This window comes from Asticcacaulis endophyticus, from assembly GCF_014652575.1.
GTDB classification, from domain to species: Bacteria; Pseudomonadota; Alphaproteobacteria; order Caulobacterales; family Caulobacteraceae; genus Asticcacaulis; species Asticcacaulis endophyticus.
In genome coordinates this window covers 1,827,844-1,852,557 of record NZ_BMZB01000001.1, presented here as the reverse complement: position 1 = coordinate 1,852,557, position 24,714 = coordinate 1,827,844, and the positions used below count along the sequence as shown (strand labels likewise).

Genomic DNA, 24,714 nt, shown 5'->3' with positions numbered 1-24,714 from the left:
CCCTGCCCGCCATACCGCCGGATCGCGTCGATTTCAACGCCCAACGCATCACAGACCTGAATGAGGGCATCCGCGCACGGGGCCGTCCAAAAGGGCATCACCGTCATTGACTTGGACCGTCAGTTACCCACGACGGGCGGTATCCACCTGGCACCCGACGGCTATCCGACGCTCTCCGACCTTTCCGGCAACAGTGAAGACGACAGCTATTCTCGGCACCGCGGTTAGGTTTATTTCTGCTTTCGCGAGTTGCTCGAAACTGTGCAACGTCCTTTAAGGGCCAACCTCGGCCATTTCCCCCTCCACCTTTGTCCACACATTTCCGTGATTGCGTTTTGTGTTTGGTTGGTAGCTATGTGGTAGCTGGAGGGGTTTGGGACAAACAAAGAAGCCGCCCGTGAGGGTGTTTATCTTATAGAAATATCTACCTTAATTTTGGTTGCGGGGGCCCGCCTAAACCGAACGACACATATAATATCCGTCTCGATTTAGAGCATCAACTCTTTGGTCTTTAAACTTCACTTTGCTAAACATTGCAGCCTGATGCGACTTGCCCTAGTTCTTGATACATCATCCGTTCAAGGACAATTATGACTGAAAACCTGGGTCCTTACAAAAATGCAGATCAATATGCCGCCCTTCCCTACCGGAAGACAATTTTTGGTGGGCTACAAATCCTTTTGATAACCTCTCGTGGCAGCCGGCAATGGATCATTCCCAAAGGCAAGCCCATCCCCGGACTGAGTCCGCCAGAAGCGGCCGCACGTGAAGCCTATGAGGAAGCGGGTATCATTGGTGACATAAGCGATACCCCTGTTGGCAACTTTGCGTATGTTAAGGATCGGGGCCTTCCTGGTCAGTGTCTGATACCTTGTGTGGAGGTCTTTCCGATGAATGTTACCCAGCAACTGACGCTGTGGCCAGAGATGGGACAGCGACAGGTGCTTTGGTTCGATGCGGAATATGCCGCGGGCCTCGTTGAGATCCCGGTCCTTAGAGACATCATCCTGCGCTTTGCAGCCGATGACAGCGCGACGCGATCACCGACCTGACCTTAAACTATCAAAAGGCTGGTAGAACCGCGCCTTTATAGGTTTCAGTGATAAATGACTTTACCTTGGCCGAGGTCAACGCCTTAGACAAAAGTTTGAGGCGCGGGTCAGAAACCTTGTCCGCACGGGCCACAAGATAGTTGATATAGGGACTGTCGGCGCCTTCGAGGATCAGAGCGTCGCGTTTGGGCTCAAGCCCGGCATCAAGCGCGTAGTTGGTATTGATGAGCGCCAGATCGACCTCCCCCAGCACGCGCGGCAGGGACGGCGATTCCAGCTCCTTGAACTGGAACGATTTCGGGTTGGACTTGATATCTTTCAGGGTCGCATTGATGTTCGCGGCATCTTTCAATTCAATCAGGCCGTTCTTATGCAGCAATATCAAGGCTCTGCCGGTATTGGACGGATCATTGGGCAGGGCGATAACCGCGCCGGTCTTCAACTCCGCGATAGACTTGACCTTTTTGGAGTAGCCGCCGAACGGTTCGACATGCACACCCGTGACGGTCACAAGTTTCGTGCCGCGTTCCTTATTGAACGCTTCGAGGTAAGGCAAGGTTTGGAAATAATTGGCGTCAATCAATCCCTGATCGACCTGTAAGTTGGGCTGGACGTAATCGTTGAAAACCTTGATTTCAAGCGTAATGCCCTTGGCGGCCAGATCAGGTGTGATGACTTTGAGGATTTCGGCGTGAGGCACAGCGGTTGCGGCCACAGTCAGGACATCGCTTTTGGGCTTGGCGGGCGCACAGGCGGCCAGAGCCGTGGCGGATACGCCTGAGACGAACAAACGACGTGACAACATGATGATATCCTTAAGTTATTTGTGTGAGAACCGCGCCACCAGCGCGTCGCCAGCAACCTGAAGGCCCTGAACCAGCAAAATAATAAGCACTACCGTGACCAGCATGACATCGGTCTGGAAACGCTGATAACCATAACGCACGGCCAGATCGCCCAGACCACCGGCCCCGACGACACCGGCCATTGCCGTATAGGACACCAGCGCGATCGCCGTCACGGTCACCGCCGCAATCAAGCCCGGCAGGGCTTCGGGCAGCAGAGTGCGCCAGACGATCTGTCGCTTTGAAGCCCCCAGCGCCTGCGTGGCTTCAACCACCGCCGGATCGACTTCGCGCAGAGCCATCTCAATCAGCCGTGCCAGAAAGGGCGCCGCCCCCAGTACCAGTGGCGGGATGGCCCCGCGCACGCCCAGCGAGGTTCCCACTAGAGCCAGCGTAACCGGGATCAGCAGAATAAACAGGATCACAAACGGTACGGACCTGAGCACATTGACGATCAGGCTTAAGGCTCCGTAGCTTAGGCGGTTGGGCGCTAGGCCTGACGGGCTGGTCACCGACAAACCGATCCCCAGCGGCAGGCCAAGGACTATACTCAGGACTAACGCCCCGAAGAGCATCCCTAATGTTTCCAGACTGGCGCGGAGGATTTCTCCGCTATCGACATTAACGAAAAAAGCGGACAGAAATTCGGTCATGACGCCACCTCACCCACCTTAAGGCCAGCATCGCGAAGGCGTGCGAGCGCGGTAAGACGCTCCGGCCCCGAAACGGTCGCCCACACATCCCCATAAAGCCCGGATTTCAAATGCGACACCTGACCGGCATGAAGCGACACCCAGACATCTAGCCCCGACACGGTGGCGTGCAACCGATCTTCGCCAAACCAGGTCAGGCGCACCAGTTCAGATGATGCGACGTTTTCGGGCCGCGGCAGCAGATGCGCCGCCAGTGCCACAGCCTCCGGGCTTTGGGGGTCAAGCAGGACATCCGCGACGGCGCCGACTTCGGCAAGTCGCCCCTGATCGAGAATGGCGACACGATCACAGACCTGACGCACAACTTCCATCTCATGAGTAACCAGAACAATGGTCAATCCCAGATCGCGATTGAGATCGGTGAGAAGGCTCAGGATATCCTGAGTGGCATAGGGATCAAGCGCGCTGGTCGCCTCATCACACAGCAATATATTCGGGTTATTAGCTAATGCGCGGGCAATGGCGACGCGTTGCTTCTGCCCGCCGGAAAGCTGGGCCGGATACTTATCCGCGTGGGCCGACAAACCGACACGCTCCAGAAGTTCAAGTGCGCGCGCCTTACGCGATGACGCCGTGCCCGTTCCGGCCAGTTCGAGCGCAAAAGCCACGTTTTGTAATGCTGTCTTGGTCGACAGCAGGCCGAACTGCTGAAAAATCATGCCGAGCTTGTGGCGCAGCGCAGACAAGGCCGCCCCGTCCAGCCCGGCCAGATCAACCCCGTCGATTTCAACCCGCCCCTGCGTTGGGCGCTCAAGCCGGTTGATCATGCGGATCAGGGTCGATTTCCCTGAACCTGACGGACCAATTATGCCGAAAATCTCTCCACGCCGGATCGTAAGGTCAATGCCTGCCAACGCATCCTGATGACCACGTTTCAGCTGAAACCGTTTCGACAGTCCGGAAAATCGGATGAGGTCAGCTTGCGCAGATGTTGTGTTAATCTCGACCATGACGGTAGGCTTATAGTCATGCGCCACCGCCGGTAAAGCGCATTTTTCTTAAGTCAGGCGCTTGAAGTTCTAAAGCATCAACAGACACTCATGAAAAAGGGCCGCATGTATCATCCGGCCCCTTTGTCATCAGATTATCAGCGCTTATAGGTCACGCCGACAAACACGCGCTTGCCGGGCCAGGACAATTCATTAAGTCGAATATCGCCCGACGTTGCCCGCTCGGCGGTTCCCGTCAGGTTCTTTCCCTCGACAAACAGTGATACGCCGTTTGAGGCCTTCCACGTAATCTTGCCATCAAGGTATTCCGAGCCATCACGGTACACCGGCTTACCTGAACGATCGGCGGCTGTGACCAGATATTCCGTGCGGCCATTATAGGCCAGACGGGCATTAATCGGGCCCTTATCATACCATAGCGAAACGTTGTAGCTATGCTCCGACAGGCCAGGGAACGGCAGTTCCGAACCGTCGAGTTCACTGTAAAGCCCGCCGTTTTCAGCTTCGGACCAGGTGTAGTTGGTGTCGATACCAAAGCCATTGAACACACCCGGCAGGAAGGTAAAGGCGGTTTTGAACGCCACTTCCACCCCTTTGATCTTGGCGCCCTGCCCGTTGATGGGCATGGTCACATCAATCACATTCCCATCGTTGAAATAATCGACATTGCGCACCAAAGTCCGGTTCAGGATGTAGGTCTTGATATCCTTATGGAACAGACCGACGCTGAATTGGGTGTCGCGGTTAGGATACCATTCGCCGCTGAGATCAAACTGGTCGGCGCGGTAAGGCTTAAGCCCCGGATTGCCGGCCGAGCAGATATCGACAAAGTCATCATCAGCTATAGCGCCGCCCGTTGCATCAAAGGTACAAACCGCCGACGGCACCAGATCCGTCATCTTTGGCCGCGCCATGACCTTGGCCCAGCCGACGCGCACAGTCAGTTCATTGGGAATTAGCCAGGTACTGAGGTTGAAGCTCGGCAGGACATCAGTGTAGGATTCATCAATGCTGACGATGCTGTTCGATATCTGATAATTTGTGGTCGCCGCCGGATTATCAACCGTTGGGGTCGAACGGCGCTCATTGCGCTGAAGCAGTCCCGCCGCCAGCACGCTTGTGCTCACGACACGAACCCCGAAATTACCATCCAGTTCCAGCCCGAATAATCCCGTTTCAAAGTTAAGCTTGGCATAGGCCGCCTTGACCTCTTCTTCGATGTCGTGAACCGGAATCTGCGGATAAACCTTACCGTCCGTGCCCAGCGCCTGACGCAGGTTGTTGTGGTTGAAGCCCTCGGTGCCAACCAGCTTAAGGATGGCGGCTGTATCGGGCACCAGCCAGTTCGACGCCTGACCGGACACATCATTATAGCCATCAAAGAACGAAGACGGCAGGTCCGTGACCGCCCCCGCCAATGATGCCAGCAAGGCTGCATTGGTGGTCAGGTCGTACGTTCTGTCGATACGCGCGCTGATGGTGCGGATATCATCGGCCGTGCCCGCAATCAGATCCGGGCCAGTCGAGACGATGTAGCCGCTGTCGCGATAGAGCAAAGATCCGCTCTTGCGATATTGGGCGCCGGTTTCAAACTTGGTGAAAAATGGCAGGTCAAGGTCATAGTCGATATCGAGCTTGAACTGGTCTTCGGTGATGTCGTTTTCGCGCGGGCGGTATTGCACGGCCAGACTATTATAGGCGCTGAGGTTCGACGTCTCATAGCCCGGCGCGAAGGTAAAGCTCGGCACCCCGGTTGACGGATCAAGCGATACCTTAAGCCCCGGAGAATCCGCCGTCAGCGTCACGCCGTTGGTGGAGTCATAATAGGTCGATTCCGCGTGCGCGCCGGTAAACTCGATGGCCAGCCTGTCACCACGATAGTTGAAGCCGCCGGAAACATAGTCAGAATCAATATCGAGTTGGAAATCGCGCGATGAGGTCGAGAAGGCGTCATTGCCGCCGACGGTTACACCGGCCAGACGCGTCGACACGGTATAGGCGATGACATTATGATTATCATCAACCACAATACCGGCCGGCACAGACGCCGGATCGCCGGAGACGATTGAGCCGGTCTTCAGGCGGTTCACGGCTGTAAAGGCCGTGCCATAGTTACGATCGTTCAGGCGCTGGCTGCGCTGGTTTTTATTATAGCTGCCCCAGACGCTCCACTGGTCATTGATGCGATATTGCAGGGTCAGTTCGGCCGATAGGCGCTTATCTTCGCGGTCCCAGACGCGGTAACGGGCTGTGCGCGGCGTGTAGTCCCACCACTGGGTCAGACACTGAGACCGCATGGTCGCCGTCGAAATAATCGATGTGTTGGAGGACGTCAGCGACGAGCAACCGCCCCAGGTATCAACATCCGCGATCTGGCGGCTAACGTCCGCTCCGTAAGCTGTGTTGTAATAGTCCACGGTCTTTTCCGGCGATTGATCGAAATCAGCGAGACGCGCCCATTCGGTATTGCCGGTATAGTCCTGGCGGGTATTGACGTGATCAAAGGTGGCGTTGAACAGCACGCCTAAGCGGTTATCGAGAAACTTGCGCGTCCCAAACAGACTGATACGCGGTGTCCATTCATCATCAAGGCTTAGCTTCTGGCCTGAAAAAGTCGCCGAATAGGTCGGCTTTTTGAAATCGAGCGGCTTGCGGGTCTTGATAGAGACCGTGCCGCCGACGCCGCCTTCGGTCATGTCAGCCGTAAAGCCCTTGAATACATCGATCGACTGGATCAGTTCGGCCTGAAGCTCACGGAAATCGGCCCCCCGCGAACCTTCGCCATTTGTGCCCAGCACGCTCAAACCATTGATTTCAACACGGTTCAGATCGGGCTCCACACCACGGATCGACACGGCCACCCCTTCGCCAAAATCACGCGACAACTGCACACCGGTAATGCGCGACAAAGCTTCGCCGACGTTCTTATCCGGAAACTGACCGACATCTTCGGCCACGATCGAATCGCTAACCGTTCCGGCGCGGCGCTTGCGATCAATAGCCGAGGCCAAAGACGCTCGCGTGCCAGTGACCACAACGGTTTCAACCGTTTCACTGTCACCTGGGGTTTCCGTGGATTGGGCAAAAACGACCGGCGCAGACACCACCGATATCAGGCATGAGGACGCAAGCAGGTATCGCGCCAAACTTGGCACGGTTAATCGAGACATAATCAGCTCCTGCGGATCGGGCAGGCCCCGAACCGGTTCAGTAAATTTATTGAAGGAGCGGACGCGAAGTTGACTTCTTAGTGGGCCGCCGACGGGCGGACGCTTCATCCCATCCCCTAGGCGGGGATTTATAAACGGTCTCATCTTTTCATATGTGAAACCTAAGCGTCATTAGCCGGACTAATTCCTACCCGTCAACAGCAGTAATGATCGATTGTGCGCATAGTTTTTCTAATGCGACCGATCTGGCTTCATGATCAGGTAAACAGGGTCGTATCAAAAAAGCCGGTGACATCAGCTTTACGGGGGAAAATACCGCGGGCCGCATAGTGATCGGCAACAACTTGCGCATCGGCAATGGTTTGCGGCGTAATCGGCTTAAGCTCCGGCCGCCCGCGCCGGCTAAGTGTCGTCAAGGCCAGACCGGGCGAAAGCTGGGTCTCTTCGGAGTAGATTTTTGCGTAGGCCTCAAGATTATCGTTACTCCACGCAAAGGCAGTGGCGATCCTGTGCAAAACATCCTTAAGCGCTACCCGGCGCGCGGGATCATTCAAAGCCTGATCCGACGCCGCAAGAAAACTGACGCTCTTATTGATGCCGACACCATTGCGCAAAAGCCGAGCACCGGTGGCTTCGACCCGCGCCAGATTAGGATCATTGGTCGCCCAAGCGTCGATATTGCCCCGCTCAAACGCGGCCAGAGCATCAGGTTGCAGCATATAGCCCGGTTTTACGTCATCGTCTTTAAGTCCCGCTTCGCGTATCGCGGCGTAAAAGACGCCATCGGCTGTGCCGCCGGGCGCGGTTGAGACTATGACCTTTCGGCCTTTAAGATCAGCCACGGTCTTGATGGGGGAGTTGGCGGGAACCACGATGCCAATACCATCAGAGGCCGATTTCCAGTGGGCGACGATTTTATAGGGCCGCCCGACAATGGCCCCCAAAAGGACCAGATTATCGATCGCCATTAGGGTATCGACGGCACCCGAACTTGAAGCCTCAAACAGAGAGGTTGGGTTACTGAAATTGGCCCATTCGACCTGATAATCCGCCCCCTCCAGAGCGTTGGCGGCCTCGACCGGGATACGCAGGCCACGCTGTTGGTCGCCCAGAATGAGCTTGGTTTGCCCCTTTGGTGACTGACCGCAAGCGGCAAGTCCCACAGTCAGCGCGCTGAGAGCCAGAAATGATCGCCGTTCCATCTATACCTCTTAAAACCGGTAATCGAGACGCGTGTAATAATAGCCGCCGGTCTGGCCAAAGGGTGAGAAGGCGCCGTATTTGCCGCCACCGTTAGCGGACACGATCCCGACCGCATCGGGATATTCATCAAACAGATTGTCCGCGCCGACCGTCAGCCCCAGCTTATCCGTAAAAGCGTAGCTGACCGATAAATCGGTGATCCATTTGGCCCCAAAGGTGCGGTCATCAGTGGCGACCGTGGCGACTTGAGTGACGTCATCATAACGGGTCGCGCGCACATCGACCGTCCAGCGATCGCTACGCCAGTTCGCCCCCAGAACGGCCTTGGTTTCGGGATAACCAACCGTTAGCGTACCCTGCTGGACACGGTCAAACAGCACCAGATTGGCACCCAATGAGGCCAGTTCCGGCGGATTGGCCTTGATGTTCGTGATCTCGGTCTGATTCCAGTTGAAGGCGCCGGAAAGCTTAAGGTTACCAAACCGGCCAAGCCCTGTCGTATATTCACTGACGATATCAAGCCCTTCGGTTTTGGTGTCGATAGCGTTGGTAAAGTACTGCACATAGATATCGGTCGGCAGGCCTGCCGCCGCCAAAAGCGCGTTGACACCGGGTCCGCTCAGGGTGCTGGTCAGGGCAATGCGGTCGTCGATATCGATGCGGTAGGCATCGATCGTCGTGCGGAACCTGCGGCTGGGGGTAAAGGTAAACCCAAGACTATAGTTGCGCGATTTCTCCGGCGTCAGGGGCTGCGCGCCCAGTGCCTGCGCCAGCGGGGAATCCACCCGCACCACCTTCGATGGGAATTGATAGAGCACGCCGGCAATGGTCTGAGTCGAATAGCGACGCTGACCATAGAGTTGCTGGCTCAAAGACGGTGCGCGGAATCCGGTCGAGACCGTAGCCCGTACCGCCAGGGCGTTAGTGAAGGCATAGCGGGTGGTGAGCTTACCGCTGACGGTGTCGCCCGCATCATCATCATAGTGCTCTGAGCGCAAGGCAAAGCCTACATACCACGCTTTGGTTGGCGACAGGCCAAGATCAACATAGGCCGCCAGATTGGAACGATCCGCCTGCCCTGCATCGGACGCATCAACCGTATTGACGCCCTGCACACCGATCAGGGCCGGACGGCCAGCCAGCGGCCCCGACGGGAAAACATAGCCGCCATTGACATAGGACGCCGCATCACCCGATTTCACTTTATAGAGTTCTTCGCGGTATTCGACACCGGCGGCAACGCTCAGGGGTTCCGCCAGACCGATCTCATAGCCACGCCGCACGTCAAGGTTAGTGGTCCATGTGTGTCCCACCAGGTCATAGAGTTTGAATTTTGTGGGACTTGCCAGGCCCAGAGACGGATTCAAAGTATCCGCACTGGAGCGCGTCAGGTTTTGCGCCACAGCCGTGGAGGCATCCCAGGTCCAGTCCCCGATCAGGCCCCGCCCCCCCGCAACCACTTCATAATCGCGCTCTTTCAGGCGATAAACCGGAATAAAGCCGTCGGGGTGAATTTCAGGGATATTGGTATTGGCATTGGGGCGGCGCTTAGTCTGAAAGGCATTGCCGCTTTTGGCACCGGCGGTCACAAAGCTATAGAGTTCAAGCCCGTCGCGCACGGGCAACTCAAAATTGGCCGCAAAAGTCGCCGCACGTACCTGTGGGTTGCCGTTGTAATCGCCGCGCTTCGGGATCGTAGCCTCACGCGGATCGGGCTGACCGTTAATAGGGAAGTAGAAACTGCCTGTTGCCGGATCATTACGGTCGGTCCGGCCCTGATATTTGGTCTCCAGCGCCAGATGCAGCTTAAGCCCGTTGTCCAGAACCGTGCCCCAGTCGGCGGCGGCACGCACATTTTCGCCGTCTCCGCTATAGGTTTGCCCGGCACCTAGAGAAACGCTCCCGCCCTTACCAGACTTGAGGATGATATTGATCACACCGGCAATAGCATCGGAGCCATATTGCGCCGCCGCCCCATCACGTAACACTTCAATGCGCTCAATAGCACCTACGGGAATCTGATCCAGATCAACCGGCGTGGCACCGGATGTATCGACGTTTGAGTTCATCAACAGGGTCGTCGGATGGCGGCGCTTGCCATTGACCAGCACCAATGTGTAGCCGCCGCCTAAGCCGCGCATACTCACGGGCCGCACCACGTTATTGTGCGCAAAGCCATTGACCGTGCCGTAGTTCAATGAGGGTAGCAGCACCGCCAATGCTTCTTTCAGGGTGACCTTACCGGTCTGGCTCAACTGCGCAGCATCAATGACATCAATCGGTGACGGGCTCTCAGATATGGTGCGGGGTTTTCCGCGGCTGCCTGTTACAACGACAGTTGTCGGTTCAGCCGCGTCGGCGGCGGGCACATCATCGGCAAAACCCGGCGAAGAACTCAGCGCCACAAGCCCGACACCGCAAATCAGCGCGGCGCGGCGATTAAATAGATTACGTGCACGATACATCTTTAGACCCCATAGCAAACTCAGTATAATATAAAACCTGATTAATAGGGTTTTCTCCTGAGAACCAACAAGTTCAGCCCGGTCGCTGTTGAGGATTTCAAATGCATTCCAAGGTTGCAGTCACAAAAAAGGCGTCACCGGGGGGATAATCCGGTGACGCCCTGACCTCAGACAATTCGCCCTCTATTGCGCGGCGACGTCAGAGATATGGGTTTGATCCGCATAGCGGTTTTCTGGAATGCTCAACCCCAAATGGCCGCGCAAAGTATCGTGTTCATACTCATTTCTGAACAGACCGCGCGCCTGAAGGATCGGCACCACTTTTTCACGGAAAATCCTGAACGTATCTGGCTCAGACACGCGCAGGATAAAGCCGTCGGCAGCCCGCTCACGGAACCAGAGCTCTAGACTGTCCGCCACGGTTTCGGGTGAGCCGACAAAGGTCGCCTTCCAGACACCAAACCGTTCAGCTACCTGACGCAGGGTCAGGTTTTCGTCTTTGGCCACCTTTATAATACGCTCGGCATGGCCTTTGTAGCTGTTGAGTGTCAGGTTTGAGGTATCGGGGAATGGGCCGTCAATCGGGTACTTTTTGAAGTCATGATAGTTGAACGCCCGCCCAACCTGAACCAGCGCCTTATCCAGATCAAAGGCACCTTGCCGGGCTTTGAGTATTTCTTGGGCCGCCTCATCCGTGTCCGCCACGATAGGATCTATACCCGGCAGGACAACAATCTGATCAGGGTCACGGCCCAGAGCCGCCGCCCGCGATTTCAGATCACGGTAATAGCCTTTAGAGCTTTCAAGCGATTCCGAGATTGTAAAGGTCGCGTCGGCGATTTTAGCACCCAGATCACGCCCCTCAGAACTGTCGCCCGCCTGGAAAATGACCGGCTGCCCCTGCTTAGAGCGGCTTAGGGCTAAAGGCCCCGCGACTGAAAAGAATGTACCGTTGTGATTGAGCGCATGTTGTTTGCCGGCGTCCAGAAATTGACCGGAAACCTTATCGCGCAGGAAGGCATCGTCCTCATAACTGTCCCACAGGCCTTTGACGACGCTGACAAATTCCTCGGCACGGGCATAACGCACGCCATGCTCAAAGTGCTCATCGCGACTGTAGTTTCTGGCCGCCCCCTCAAGACCCGTGGTGACCACATTCCACCCGGCCCGCCCGCGACTGATCAGATCCAGCGATCCAAACTGACGCGCAACATTATAGGGCTCCCAATATGACGTCGTCAGCGTCCCGGCCAGACCGATTGTCTTCGTCGTCACCGCCACGGCCGACAACAGGGTCAACGGCTCCAGCCGGTTCAGAAAATGCGGGGCGGAATCTTTAGTGATGTAGGGGCTGTCGACGATGAACACGAAGTCGAATTTCGCGGCTTCGGCCAGTTTGGCATTTTCGATATACCAGTCGATATTGATACTGGCATCGCCGGGCAGGTCGGGATGCTGCCAGCGACCGTGATCGGTGCCGACACCTTCCAGCATGGCGCCGAGTTTAATTTGACGCACTTTCGTCATAGGCTGAACTCCGTCTCAAATGGGATTAAAGTGAATACCGGAACGACACCAGCACGGTGGCCGGATCGGCGAAATTGTAATGAAGCACGCCCGTTGACGGCACATAGCTGACCGTCACCGGCTTATCGCTGTTGGTCAGGTTGCGGCCATCTAGTGCAATCCGGACATGAGGGTTGGGGGTTTGCCAGACGATCGAACTGTTGACGAAACCCTGCCCCGGCACACGATCCTGCGGGCGTTTGAGTGCTGAGGCGTAGAAATTCGACTGATACTGGCCATTGAGCGCAAATTTGACATCACCCGCAGTCCCCAGCGGCAGGTCGTAGGTAAGGCCCGCACCGTAAGACTGCTGCGGTGAGTTGATCAGCGGATTGCCATCGGCATTGACGCCGTTACCGCCGGCGCCTTTGTACTCATCATAAACGGCCTTAAGATATCCGCCCGATAGGTTGATGCCGAGGCGGTCAGTGACCCGAAAGCTGTTTTCAAGCTCAACGCCCCAGCTATGGGCTTTACCGGCGTTGCCGCGGCGACTACCGACATAGGCCGGATCGTAGAAAGACACCTGCAGATCCTCGTAATCATTGTAGAAAACTGCGACATTGCTGCGCAGCCGCCCGCCGAAGAAGCCGCCTTTCAGGCCGGTTTCATAGGTCGCGACCTTTTCCGGGTTGAACGGGAGGGTCGCCAGATCCAGTCTTGTCGCCCGGTTATCAAACCCGCCGGACTTAAAGCCGCGAGAATAGGACAGATATTGCAGCAGGTTGTCGCTCCACTGAGCCTGAACTGACGCCTTAGGCGTCCAGGCCGACCATGTCTTATCCGCTTCGCCCTTGATCGATTGAGCTATTGGGTTGCGATTGGCATCGAGCACCTTGTTGTCGAACCAGAAACTCTTTGTCTCTGATGTGCCGCGCAGGCCCAGCGTAAAGCTCCAGACATCGCTGGCCGCAAACGTGCCCTCACCAAAGACCGCATAGGCATCGGTTGTAGTGATGTTATGGGCGCGCAACCGGCTAACTGGCGCGGTCGGCGATGAGCCGGTGCGGCTGAAACCATCCCGCTTCACAAAAAAGCGTTCATGCAGGTAGAACAGGCCGCTAGTAAAAGTCAGTCGCCCATAATCGCCGTTAAGCTGGACTTCCTGAGTGGCATATTGGTCATTGTAATGGATAAGGTTTTTCTGAATGAGCGCGGCTTCGCCGTCATTTTCATAATCGACCGGATTGAGGTTAAATCCACCAAAAGCTGTAATCGATTTCAGACTTAAGTTTGGAGACAGCGCATAGTTTAGACGCAACGACGCAGACGCTGCGTCCAGATGCTGCAACGGCTCGACTTCGGAATAGGATTTGCGGCGGTCAAAGCCACCCGGCTGATCGGCCGGAATATAAGACCTCGTATCGCTGCGGTCGCGGGTCAGGTTGAGCGTCAGCAGGGCATCCAGTTTGCCGCCACTGTTATAGCGTAACTTCCCCCGCGCACTGTTCAGGTCGATACGGTTGACATCGTGGCCCAGGGTCGGGTTTTCGGTCACGCCGTCACGGCTGCGGTGAACATAGGCGATGCTGCCCGACCAGTTTTTACTGATCCCCCCGCTCAGCAATCCCCGCGCCTGAATGTCGTTAAAGCGTCCATACCCCAGCTCGGACACATAGCGCAGTTCCAGATCCGGATCGCGGGTGATAATCCGCAACGCCCCCGCAGACGAGTTACGACCATAAAGCGTGCCCTGCGGCCCACGCAGAACTTCGACCCGCTCAATATCTACAAACTCTATGCCGGAGCCGATCTGGCGCGGGCTATAGACATCATCAACATATACGGCCAGCACCGGCTCCTGAATCGGATCGGCCTCTCCGATACCACGCAGCGAAAAGGTCTGAGTGGTATGGCTGATCGACACGCGGGCAACATAGAGGTTAGGGACCTGCCCGGCCAGATCGCGAACATTGTTAATATTGCGGTCACCAAGCGTCTCAGTCCCGAACGCCGAGATGGCAATCGGCGTTTTCTGCAAGGCCGTGGTACGCCGCTGGGCGGTCACGACGACGGTTGTGGCCTCTTCCGCCGACGCCGCCGGATCGGGTGCATCATCAGCACTGGCGACCGAGGGCCAGACAATAGCGGCGGTGACCATAAGCAATGCCCGAAGGCGTGATGAGCGGCCCCTTAAAGCCCGTGCCGTAACCTTAACCATTAGGATCTCCTGTCAATTCGTTCGCGCCGACAGGAATGCCATAAAGTTCCCCATTGCCCCGACGCCAATATAAAACGAATTTAATAGGAATTATGTTTGCGCTGACAAATGAGTTCTCAACCGCTGATTATAATGAACACTCATAGGCGTGGATGAGCTTTTCGGAGTGTTGAGAATGGCTAATGCGCGCTTTAGCCAAAATCATTTCCCAAACCCAAAAGCCTACTCTATGTGTTTTATATAAAAACCACTGAGTGTTCGCATGTCCATCCACACTTCCGATGTTTTAACGGCCCCTCGCCGCAGCGACCACGCTGTTGCTCCCCTGTTTCTTAATCGCTGGTCGGCACGGTCGCTGACACAGGAAACTATCCCTGAGACTGATCTGTGGGCGTGCTTCGAAGCCGCGCGCTGGGCCCCGTCGGCGTTTAACGCCCAGCCGTGGCGGTTTATCTATGCTCACCGTGACACCGCGGATTGGGAGCGGTTGCTTGGCCTTCTAAACAGTAAGAACCGTCAGTGGGCGCACCGGGCCGCGGCCCTGATCTTTATCGTATCGCGCAAGGATTTCATTTTTCAGGGTGAAACCTTTCCGATCGGCAGCCACTCCTTCGATACAGGTGCTGCCTGGAGCAATCTGGCCCATCAGGCCCATATTTTGGGTTACAACACCCGCGCCATCGGTGGATTTGACCGCAAAAGAGCCCCGGAAGTTTTAGGGTTGCCCGACAACTACCAGGTCGAAACCGCCGTTGCGATCGGAAGGCGGGCTGCATTGGAGCATCTGGACGAAGTGTTCCATGATCAGGAAACCCCGTCTGAACGCCGCCCGCTTGAAAGCTTTGTGTTCGAGGGCCGCTTCACCGCCGATATGCCCCAAGAATAATGACTAAGGGATAATCCATGCTGACCAACACTATTCCGCTTGTCGCCTCTGACACGATTTATTTTACCCATGATGATGTAAGCGCCTTTGACGCGCGCTTTCACGCCCTGGGCTTCAAGGCCAAATCATTGAGCAGTGAACCTAACCCGCAATTGCGCGCTCAAAGCCAAACTCACGATATCCGCAATTTGATCCGGCAGGTCGATGCCGTCACGGCTCTTAGTGCCATTGCCGAAGGTCACGACCGCGTGGCTATTGTCGATATAGCTGCCGATCAAAGTGCAAAGCTTCAGGTCACGACTGTACACCGACACCTGCTGAGTGATCACCCCGAACTTATCGAGGCCTATTTCGACGTGACCGGTCGTGGTGAACATAATCTCAGCGACGAGCGGATTACCAACCTGCAACACATAGCCGATGAGGGGTTCGCCATCGGCGTCTTGAGCGCCCCCGTAAATGTAGCCACCTTTATCCGCTCAACCCCGCACGGCTCCGGCTTCGCCACAGAGGCAGTGGCTTAAGCCCGTTAAATCCCTGCGCCGAGGTCAAAAAAGTCCTCGACCGGGCTGGAACTCGCTGCCCGGTCATGCAGAAAATCGATCAACCGGCTCACTTGAACCGAAATTTCGGGCACGGCCGTGATTTCCCACCACGACGGTCGTGTCAGGGGGCCAAGTGCGAACAAACTGTCAGAGACCTGCCCACGTCCATCAATGACGCGCGCGTCTGACGTTTCGATCCCCAACCCCAGCAGGTCGGGCTGAATGAGGCCCTGCTCACGCAAATTCACAAACAGCGGATCACCCGATTGACCGTAGTCGCTACGAGGGCCGGTGCAGTTTACGACCCGCGCGACCTTAATCTCCATACACGCCGCCTTATGACGGGGACGCACCTTTACCGTCAAGTGCTCACCCTTACGGCTATAACTGACAAGACGGCCCGCCAACGCGACGAACTGGCCCCGATCATGGAGCGATGTAAGTACGGACTGTATCCGCGGCGCCAACCGGTGACGGTGGATATCCCAATGCGGCCTGACATGACGCAGGAACTGGCGCCTTTGTCGCGTGGACCATCCCGACCAGATTTGCGCCACATAGGGTCGAGCCGCATCCATAACCCGTTGCCAAGGTATACCGGCCTCACCGGCACGCCGTGCCTCCTGACGGAAGCGCTGCAAAAGCCTAATCGGCGACGTCTGAGTGGCGGCCTCCAAAAATCCCGGCCAATCCCCACCCTGTTTGTGAGCCTTCGGCAATAGGCCGCGACGTGACACGGCCCAAATCTGGCCCTTGTGGCCACGCATGTGAAGTTTCAGGGCGATGTCAATTGCGGTAAGACCGGTACCGATCAGCAAAACGGGCTCATCGACATCGAGATCGTTGAAAGCCCCCCGCTGCCAAGGGTCCGGAATAAACAGAGCCGAATCCTGCAAGCTGCGCCCGTCACTATCCTCAAACAGAGCCGGCGCTTTTGGCGCGTCATTGCCAGTCGCCAACACCACCTTGTCAGCCCGCAGGCTCCGTCCATCGGACATGCTCAGACTATAGCTTACTTCATGTTGCGCGTTTACCGTCTTGTCTATCTGGGTGACGCGCCCCCTCACCCGATTCACTTCGGCGCGACGCAAAGCGCGCTGAGCGCACTCGTAGACATATTGACCGAACAGTTTACGCCCAACGAATGCGGCGCTGAGGTCACCACCGCTTTCTGCGGTTGCCGCTGCCGTATCCAGAACATGCGCGCCCAGCCATGTTTCAAACGACGGCGTAAAGCCTACCTCCATACGTGACACCGGCACATTGAGCAGATGCACCTCATCGGCCGCGCCATAGGCAAGGCCTGGCCCCACCCTGGGCTCCCCTTCGATCAGAAGCGGTGCAAAGTTTGATCCATTCGTTTGATTGCGCGCACTCAGCCTCAGCGCCAAAAGGGTCCCGCTTATACCGGCACCGACAATCGCAATGGTCTGGGGTTTAAGCGTACCTGGCACATATTCAGACAAATCGTCAATTCCTATATTTATAGTTTTATTTTGACGATAAATATCAAGGTGAGCAAGGCGAAAGATGCAGCCCCTTACTGATCAAAACCAGGTGAGAAACGATGAGCCTTTCGAAGTGAAGCTTCCCACACCAGATCATGGAACGAGCGCTTGCCTTCCTGAGCGATCGGGTTTCGCGCACTCATCTGGCGGCGCACCTCCTCCTGGGCCTCTTCGGGGGCAATTAGCACCCCCTCACGACCGATGGACAGCGTGCGCACCTGCGCGGTGCAGGCGGCCTCAAGCTGATAGATATTGCCCCACGCCTCGCCAACATGGGCCCCCACCGCCAGAGTGCCATGATTGCGCAGCAGCATGAGTTTGGTTTCACCAATATCGGCTACTAGGCGTTCCCGCTCATCCAAATTAAGCGCTACACCTTCATAATCGTGGTAGGAAAGGCGCGGAATAATCGCTAATGCCCGCTGATTGAGCGGTAAAAGCCCCTCTTTATGGGCGGATACGGCCATACCATCCGGAGAGTGGAAGTGAGCCACGAAATGGGCATCCTCGCGGGCGGCATGGATAGCCGAATGGATGACATAGCCGGCATAGTTGATGCCGTATTCATGCTCGCCAATCAGATTACCGTCCAAATCGACCTTGACCAGTGATGAGGCGGTAATCTCATCGAAGGTTAGTCCAAACGGGTTGATCAGAAAATGGTGATCCGGCCCCGGCACCCGCGCCGAAATATGGGTGAAGATCAGATCGTCCCACCCATAAAGCGCTGACAGGCGGTAAAACGCCGCCAAATCAACCCGGACCTTCCATTCGGCTTCGGTAAAATGCGCAGGCTGTTGGGAAACGTCTTTGAGCGCGGCGACCATGTAACACCCATTTAAAACAAATTGACTAGGATTTAGCGTTACCCCAACATACCGACTTCAGCTAATGAGATATTTTAATTCCGGCTATTAGCTACGGTTATGCGTGAGGCTGGTATCGGTGATGGTAGCGATATTGACTGACTTGGTCAGCACCCCGTAGCCATGAAACTTATCGGTCTGGCGCTGCAAAAGCGCGATAACCTCCGGTGTTGGCCCGACAAATTCAGGATTGTTCCAGCTCACCACCGTACGGGCAATTGCCTCCGACACGCCGGTCCGTTCCGCAAATATCTTCGCATAGGCGTCAGGATTTTTAACACACCATTCATTGGCGCGGCTTATCCGTTTAAGGATATCCGCGATGGCTTCACGCTTGGCTGAATCAGCCAGGGCCTTATCCGAAGCGACAATGAGCCCAAGCCCGGTATTGATCCCCTCGCCTGTCCGCAATATGCGCGCCCCTTCGGCCTCGGCCTTCGCCTGATAGATGCCAAATATGGCCCAAGCCTCGATCTGTCCGGCAGAGAATGCGGCCGCAGCATCGTTAGGTAACATGAACCCGATATCGACCTCTTTTTCCGGCACGCCCGCTTCTTCGAGCGCCGCCAAAAGCAGGTAATGCGAGATCGAGCCGCGGGCGGTCGAGACAATAACCTTACGACCCCGCAAGCCTGCGACCGAGGTGACATCCGACCCATTAGGTACGATGAGGGCGATATCGCGCGCCGAAGACCTGCCCGCCGCCACGATTTTGAGTGGCACCCCCGCCGCCGCGGCAAATATGGCCGGAATGTCACCCGCTATGGCCGTATCGACAGCCCCGGCATTCAGCGCCTCAAGCAGCGGCGCGGCCCCGGCGAAATTGGCAAACTCAGCCTCATAGGGTAGATCTTTTAACTGACCGGCGGCCTCCAAGCGCGACCGCAGCAGAAATACCTGATCCCCCAGCACCAGCTTGGTTTTACCCGCAGGCTTAGGCCGGCAGGCCGAGAGGCCAAAAGCGGCGCTGCCAAACAACGTCGCCCCGCCCGCCAGAACAATACGGCGACTAAAATTCATAAGAGACCCTCGTGTAATAATAACCGCCGTTGGGGTTAAATGGGGATGGCCCGTAATAGCCCTGTCCGGTCTGAGGCGAGCCCGGTCCGTTCAGTTCCGGGCGAACATCAAAGATATTGGTGCCACCGACCGACAGTTTGACCCGCTCCGTCACCGCATAGGCGACATCCAGATCTGTGATGGTCTTGGCGCCAAAACGGCGGTCATCACCGGCGGCTTGCCGCTGCACATATTCGCCGTAATGCGACACCGTCAGGTTGGTGGTAAAGCTGGCAATGGACCAAGCCGCATTGAGTGTGGTCTTGGTGTGCGGCAGAAGTTCTTCAAGCTCACCGACCTTATCGCCCCCGAAGAAGTAGAAACCCGCTCCAAGGATAGAGTTACCATTGGAGTCTTTGAGTTCAGACGGCGTCTCTGCAATTTTCTTGATATTGGTTTCGGAATAGTTGAAGGCGGCATTCAGGTTCAGGCGCCCAAACCGTCCGAGCGCTTTACGATAGTCAACCACGACATCCACGCCGCCCGTGTCGGTATCGACGGCATTGATAAAGTATTCCACCGACTGGATAGCCGACAGATTATTGGCCGCCAGGATCGCGCTGATCTGCGTGCCCGACAGACGTCCGGTGCGGGCAATACGATCCTTGATGTTGATATAGAAGGCATCGGCCGTCACGCTAAGATTATCCAGTGGATGCCACACAAACCCAAGGCCAGCATTCCATGACTTTTCAGCCTTGAGCGGTTCGGCCCCCAGGAGTTTGCCGACAACCGAGTCCGCCGTCACCAACTTGGCGACGTTGGGTTGAAGCTCGGTCTGGTTGGTAAGTGGATTAAATACCAAGGCCGTGCGGCCATCGGTTTGCGCATACGCCACCTGCGTCAAGGATGGCGCACGAAACCCCGTTCCCAAGGTGCCGCGAATGGCAAAGCTGTCGGTAAAATCATATCGGGAATTAATCTTAGCGCCGAACGGGCTGTCGCCGGTATCGCTGTAATGCTCGGCACGCACCGCCAAACCGACATACCAGTCTTCGGTTGGATTAAACCCCAGATCGACATAGGCTGCACTGACCTGGCGCTCAATATCGGCTTCATCGGCGGGCGACAACACGACCGCCGCCTGCACGACCGGTGATGCAGCAAGGCCTACGTTCCAGTCATACTGCTGATCACCCGGACGGATGACATAGGCATCCGCCCGCCACGCGAGTTCATCCCCCGCAAAGGTTTCAAATTGTTCGATGCGGTATTCAAGGCCTGCTGAGACTTGCACCGGCGTCGCCAACCCCCAGTCAAAGCCGCGCGTCACATCCAGATTATGCGTCCACTGCGTGAACTGAAAGGTCGCCAGATTAGGCCAGTAGGTCGGGCTGGTCGGCCCCAGCGATGGCTTGATGGTCAGCTTGGAGAACTGATGATTACGGTTTTTACCGCCGGACAATGAATAGTCCCAATCCCAGCCAATCGCCTGCCCGCGTGCCCCGGCCACGACCTGAAAATCATATTCATGGGTGTTGTTAAGCGGATAATAGCCGTCCGGGAACAGGGCCGTGAAACTGGCCACACCATTAGGGCGGCGCAGATTATTGCCGATTTCAGTATCGCGTTCGCCGTAAGTCCCAAATGAATAAAGCGTCAGTCCGTTCTCAAGCGGGAGTTCGCTATTGTAACCCAAATTCCACGCCTTGATCTCCGGGTTGCCGTTATGCGCGCCGTCACGATCCCACTGGTCATTGCGCGCATTGGCCTCCGCGACATTGGCTTCGACCTGCGCCTGCGTCAGCCCTGATGTCGCCACCACCTGCGCCACGGTTCGGTTAGCCGGGCGGCCATACAGATTGATGTCGGTGGCTTTCGGGTTCCACCATGCGCCGCCGCGTTTGCGCACGTCTGCACTCAGGTGGACAAAGCCGCCATTTTCTCCCAGTTTAAAGCCGCCGTGGACATCGGCCTTATAGTTGCCAAGGTCACCACCGCCGTCAAACAATTCGCCGTAAGTGACAGAGCCCCCTAAACCCTCAGACCGTCGATCAAGCTGGATGTTGATCACGCCCGCCACGGCATCAGAGCCATACTGCGCGGCCGCTGAATCTTTCAACACTTCAATACGGGAAATCCCGCTGGTCGGAACAAGGTCAAGGTCAACCGGGTTAACGCCCGACGAATCTCCGCCGCCATTGGTAATCAACGAGCCGTTGTGACGGCGCTTACCGTTGACCAGCACCAGCGTGTAGGCCGGCCCCAGACTGCGGTTGGTGACCGGACGTACAATAGAGTTCACCCCGGCGTGAGTGGCCCCAAAATTAAACGACGGCAGGATCTTGGTGAGCGCCTCACCGAATTCGGCATTGCCGGTGTAATCGAGCTTTTCAGCACTGATAACATCGATGGGTGCTGGACTATCAGCGACGGTGCGCGGCACCCCGCCGCGAATACCGGTGACGATCACGGTCTCAACCGCGCTATCGTCAGGTGCAGCCACCGGGTCGGGTGCAGCCCAGGCCGTCCCGGCAAATAAGCCCAAAAGAACCGGGCCCGTGAAAATGAATTTTGAATATCGCAACATAATTTGCCCCAGAGTTGATATAACCCCACTAAATGAGTACGAAATTATTTTCTAACGATATGTATTCGGCCTTATATTTAGAAAACTTAACCTTTGCTGCCTAAATCTCCACCCAACCGATTATAGATCCAATCTACCAAGCAATAAAAAAGGCCCATAAGATATATGGGCCAAATCTATATTTGTAACGATTTCCTCAGCTTGCCAGAGATGCCCGTTTATACTTAAACTTTTCTACTTTTTCATGGACTAATGGTATCAGGTCACGTCCGTAATCTATGGCATCCCCTAACGGATCAAAGCCACGGATCAGGAAGTGATCGACACCGAGATCATAATATTCAAGCAGTGCGTCCGCCACCTGCTCCGGCGTGCCGACTAAGCCGGTTGAATTGCCAGCCGCTCCGGTAAGTGCCGCCACCCCCGTCCACAGCCGTCCATCACGACGACCGGATGAGGCGGTTTCCAGCAGTCTTTGGGCACCAATATTGGGCGGTGTATGACCACTGATGGGCAGACCTGCGGCGACGCGCACAGCCTTGACCTGCTCGACGATCTCATCGGCTTTTTTCCAGGCGGCCTCTTCGGTATCGGCAATCACCGGACGCAGGGACAGTGAGAAGCCAAGTCCCGTCCGGCCATGTTTCGCCGCGGAATTGCGGATGCGGCTGATGATTTCGCGGGTCTGCTCCAGCGTCTCGCCCCAGGTGGCATAGACATCGGCGTGCTTACCAGCCACTTCAATCGCCTCCTCCGATGAGCCGCCGAAAAAGACCGGCAGATTGTCCGGCTTAACCGCTGAAAACGCCTGCCTGACATTATAGAACTTGCCCTCATGGTCGAACGGCGTCGTTGCCGTCCACTCGCGCTTAAGGACATCAAGATACTCATCCGTACGAGCATAGCGTTGCGGCTTTTGGGTGTGATCACCGTCACGGGCCATTTCCTCATCGGCCCCGCCGGTGATGATGTGGACGGCTACGCGCCCGCCCGATAACTGATCCAGCGTCGCCAGTTGCCGAGCCGCCAGAGTGGGCTGCGTAAAGCCCGGACGATGAGCCACCAGAAAGCCAAGCTTGGTGGTGATAGCGGCGGCATGGGCGGCGACAATCTGGCTTTCCGGACTATTGGAGCCAAAGGGGATCAGCACGCGGTCAAAGCCGCCGTCTTCCTGAGCTTTTGCGGCCGCATTGACATAATCCACATCCAGAACCCGGTTGCGCTGCTCCACCCCATCACCCAGGATTTTAGCCGTCGGGCTATGAATCTCGGACAGATTGTTAAAACCGATATAGCCGATAAATTTGACGCTCATGAGCCGTCTCCTGTTCTAATTTAATACTTCAAATGACATAAAAGCCGTGGCTGGCATCACGCGCCAGTTGCCCGACCAATCCGTATTCCCAGTCGAGATAGGCCTGCATGGCGGCGACCGGGTTTTCCGTGCCTTCATAAGGCCTGCGGTAGCGCCCTTCCGGTCCGCGTGGCGGTGGTGCGCCATCTGGTCCGGTCACCAAGGGACCATCAAAACCGCCGTCGAGCACATAGACTTCCCACCCCATCTGAGCCAGCCAGGACGCGCTCATATCCGCCCGTGCGCCGATATTGTCCGACAGGACGATCCGCGCCCCGCGGACAGGGACGTAATGATCGGTCTCCTGCACCAGTTGCCCACCGGGGACATTGGCAAAGCCTGCAATATGCCCGGCCTCAAAGCTATCTTTCTGGCGTACATCAAACCGGTAGAGTGTACGCCCTGTGTCCTGCTCAAGTAGCTTCAAATCTGACAGGGTGATGCGCTTAACGCCGGCGCGGTAGGCAACGTTACGGGCCAGATTGCGCGTCTCCTGCGTTTCCGGCGGCGACTGGAACCCCTTTCGAGTCTGACCTTTATCCAATTCCTGCCCCGCCAAAGTCCAGCCGATTGTACCATTGCGCAGAGCGACGACCTTATTGGGAATGCCGGCATTGATCAGAGACTGGGTGCCGATAATGGAGCGTGTGCGACCGGCGCAATTGACGATGATGGTCGTCTCCGGATCAGGTGCTAGCGCTTGCGCATTCAGCACCAGTTCCGCCCCAGGCACCGAAATACCGGTTGGGATCGACATGGTATTATATTCATCAAACCGGCGGGCATCGAGCACGACGACGTTGGCCTTGGCGTCAATGAGCGCCTTAACTTCCGGCGAGGTTAGCGACGGCGTATGACGGCGATGCTCAACCAACTCTCCGAAGGCCTTGGCGTACGAATTGACATCCTCAAACAGTTCAAACCCGGCTTCCTGCCAGCCCTGAAGCCCCCCTTTCAGCAGCCGGATCTGTTCATAGCCCAGATCGGCAAACTTATCGGCCGCCGACTGCGCCAGACCTTCACCGTCGTCATAAACCACCAGCAGAACGTCACGGCGGGGAATGCGCCAGTGCGCCTCAACGTCGATGCGTGACAGCGAAATCTGGGCGGCAAATAACGGATGTCCTTGAGCAAAGTCGGCTTCGTCGCGCACATCGATAAGGGCGATTTCCTGCCCTAAAATCCAGGCGCTTCTGATGTCGTGAGCGGTGATTAAAGTCATTTAGAGCGATCCCATAGATTGGGCAGATGAGTATTGGCATAGCCGGAAATAAAGGGCTTGGGCGTACCATCCGGTACATAGGTCGCGCGCCGGACCGCGCCGATATTGGCGCCGTAGACATGGATGCTGACCGACACACCGCCTTCGACACCATTAGAGACACGGTGGACATCACCGATTCTGGGGCTGACGGCATCAACCTCACCGCGTTGGAGAACCGCAGGCGGCGCGCTATATTCAAAACCGGACGGTGCGCGCCGATAGCTTTCGACATATTCAGCCCCGCGCAAGACGCCGACCAGGCCCCAAACCGTGTGGTCGTGGATCGGCGTGGCCTGACCTGCGCCCCACACAAAGCTGACCACGGAGAAACGCTCACGACTGTCGCAGTGCAAAAGATACTGCTGATATCGCTCCGGATGTGGACGGGCATACTCATTGGGCAGCCAGTCATCGACGGCAATCAGCCGCTCAAGCAGCACTTTACCTGCGGCCAGAATAGCAGCTTCGTCATCGCCCTGATCGACGACATCGGACATATCGGCCACGAACTGCCGCAGACGCCCTAAGTTTGGCACCGATGATGAAACCGGCGCTAAGGATGAAAGACCGGCCATGA

18 protein-coding genes are annotated in these 24,714 nt (G+C 56.4%); 3 read left to right on the top strand and 15 right to left on the bottom strand.

Features of this window, described 5'->3' with window-relative positions; translation table 11 throughout:
- The first annotated feature begins 590 nt into the window (after positions 1–590).
- On the top strand, positions 591–1,052 hold the full coding sequence (locus IE102_RS08285) for an NUDIX hydrolase (protein ID WP_189485911.1): 462 nt from the start codon (positions 591–593) through the stop codon (positions 1,050–1,052).
- A 10-nt stretch (positions 1,053–1,062) separates the two neighbouring features.
- Here the strand turns inward: IE102_RS08285 and IE102_RS08280 are convergent, their stop codons facing one another.
- From IE102_RS08280 to IE102_RS08245, 8 genes are all read right to left on the bottom strand, one after another.
- Positions 1,063–1,857, bottom strand: a complete 795-nt coding sequence (locus IE102_RS08280) for a MetQ/NlpA family ABC transporter substrate-binding protein (protein ID WP_189485910.1) — start codon at positions 1,855–1,857, stop codon at positions 1,063–1,065.
- 15 nt (positions 1,858–1,872) lie between these two features.
- On the bottom strand, positions 1,873–2,550 hold the full coding sequence (locus IE102_RS08275; RefSeq protein ID WP_189485909.1) for a methionine ABC transporter permease: 678 nt from the start codon (positions 2,548–2,550) through the stop codon (positions 1,873–1,875).
- Positions 2,547–3,560: a methionine ABC transporter ATP-binding protein gene (locus tag IE102_RS08270; protein WP_189485908.1), complete on the bottom strand. Its 1,014-nt coding sequence runs from the start codon at positions 3,558–3,560 to the stop codon at positions 2,547–2,549. The genes IE102_RS08275 and IE102_RS08270 overlap by 4 nt, the downstream gene beginning before the upstream one ends.
- Positions 3,561–3,697: 137 nt before the next feature.
- Positions 3,698–6,730, bottom strand: a complete 3,033-nt coding sequence (locus IE102_RS08265; RefSeq protein ID WP_189485907.1) for a TonB-dependent receptor — start codon at positions 6,728–6,730, stop codon at positions 3,698–3,700.
- 257 nt (positions 6,731–6,987) lie between these two features.
- Complete coding sequence (locus IE102_RS08260; protein ID WP_189485906.1) at positions 6,988–7,932, bottom strand: ABC transporter substrate-binding protein; 945 nt, start codon at positions 7,930–7,932, stop codon at positions 6,988–6,990.
- Positions 7,933–7,941: 9 nt separating this feature from the next.
- Entirely contained in the window at positions 7,942–10,398 is a 2,457-nt protein-coding gene (locus IE102_RS08255; protein WP_189485905.1) for a TonB-dependent receptor plug domain-containing protein, read from the bottom strand.
- A gap of 183 nt (positions 10,399–10,581) precedes the next feature.
- Complete coding sequence (locus IE102_RS08250; RefSeq protein ID WP_189485904.1) at positions 10,582–11,925, bottom strand: LLM class flavin-dependent oxidoreductase; 1,344 nt, start codon at positions 11,923–11,925, stop codon at positions 10,582–10,584.
- 25 nt (positions 11,926–11,950) lie between these two features.
- Complete coding sequence (locus IE102_RS08245; RefSeq protein ID WP_229807628.1) at positions 11,951–14,125, bottom strand: TonB-dependent receptor; 2,175 nt, start codon at positions 14,123–14,125, stop codon at positions 11,951–11,953.
- Positions 14,126–14,387: 262 nt separating this feature from the next.
- On the opposite strand from IE102_RS08245, the gene IE102_RS08240 reads away from it, so the two are divergent.
- Together IE102_RS08240 and IE102_RS08235 are read left to right on the top strand one after the other, a co-directional pair.
- Positions 14,388–15,011 (top strand): nitroreductase family protein, encoded by a 624-nt coding sequence (locus IE102_RS08240; protein ID WP_189485903.1) that lies wholly within the window; start codon positions 14,388–14,390, stop codon positions 15,009–15,011.
- Positions 15,012–15,028: 17 nt separating this feature from the next.
- Positions 15,029–15,535, top strand: a complete 507-nt coding sequence (locus IE102_RS08235) for a hypothetical protein (RefSeq protein ID WP_189485902.1) — start codon at positions 15,029–15,031, stop codon at positions 15,533–15,535.
- Positions 15,536–15,540: 5 nt separating this feature from the next.
- Here IE102_RS08235 and IE102_RS08230 read toward each other — a convergent pair whose 3' ends face one another.
- The 7 genes from IE102_RS08230 to IE102_RS08200 all read right to left on the bottom strand — a co-directional run bounded on the left by IE102_RS08230 (position 15,541) and on the right by IE102_RS08200 (position 24,712).
- Positions 15,541–17,022 (bottom strand): FAD/NAD(P)-binding protein, encoded by a 1,482-nt coding sequence (locus IE102_RS08230; protein WP_189485901.1) that lies wholly within the window; start codon positions 17,020–17,022, stop codon positions 15,541–15,543.
- Between the two features lie 74 nt (positions 17,023–17,096).
- On the bottom strand, positions 17,097–17,891 hold the full coding sequence (locus tag IE102_RS08225) for a class II aldolase/adducin family protein (RefSeq protein ID WP_189485900.1): 795 nt from the start codon (positions 17,889–17,891) through the stop codon (positions 17,097–17,099).
- An 87-nt stretch (positions 17,892–17,978) separates the two neighbouring features.
- A complete protein-coding gene (locus IE102_RS08220) occupies positions 17,979–18,950 on the bottom strand; it encodes an ABC transporter substrate-binding protein (RefSeq protein ID WP_189485899.1) in 972 nt (323 codons plus the stop codon).
- Positions 18,940–21,519, bottom strand: coding sequence for a TonB-dependent receptor plug domain-containing protein (locus IE102_RS08215; protein ID WP_189485898.1), 2,580 nt, complete (start codon positions 21,517–21,519; stop codon positions 18,940–18,942). The genes IE102_RS08220 and IE102_RS08215 overlap by 11 nt, the downstream gene beginning before the upstream one ends.
- A 196-nt stretch (positions 21,520–21,715) precedes the next feature.
- Positions 21,716–22,834, bottom strand: coding sequence for an LLM class flavin-dependent oxidoreductase (locus IE102_RS08210; RefSeq protein ID WP_189485897.1), 1,119 nt, complete (start codon positions 22,832–22,834; stop codon positions 21,716–21,718).
- A gap of 28 nt (positions 22,835–22,862) precedes the next feature.
- Positions 22,863–24,095, bottom strand: a complete 1,233-nt coding sequence (locus IE102_RS08205) for a rhodanese-like domain-containing protein (RefSeq protein ID WP_189485896.1) — start codon at positions 24,093–24,095, stop codon at positions 22,863–22,865.
- Positions 24,092–24,712 carry a cysteine dioxygenase family protein gene (locus IE102_RS08200; protein ID WP_189485895.1) on the bottom strand — a complete coding sequence of 207 codons (621 nt, stop codon included), beginning with the start codon at positions 24,710–24,712 and terminating at the stop codon, positions 24,092–24,094. The genes IE102_RS08205 and IE102_RS08200 overlap by 4 nt, the downstream gene beginning before the upstream one ends.
- Positions 24,713–24,714 lie beyond the last annotated feature (2 nt).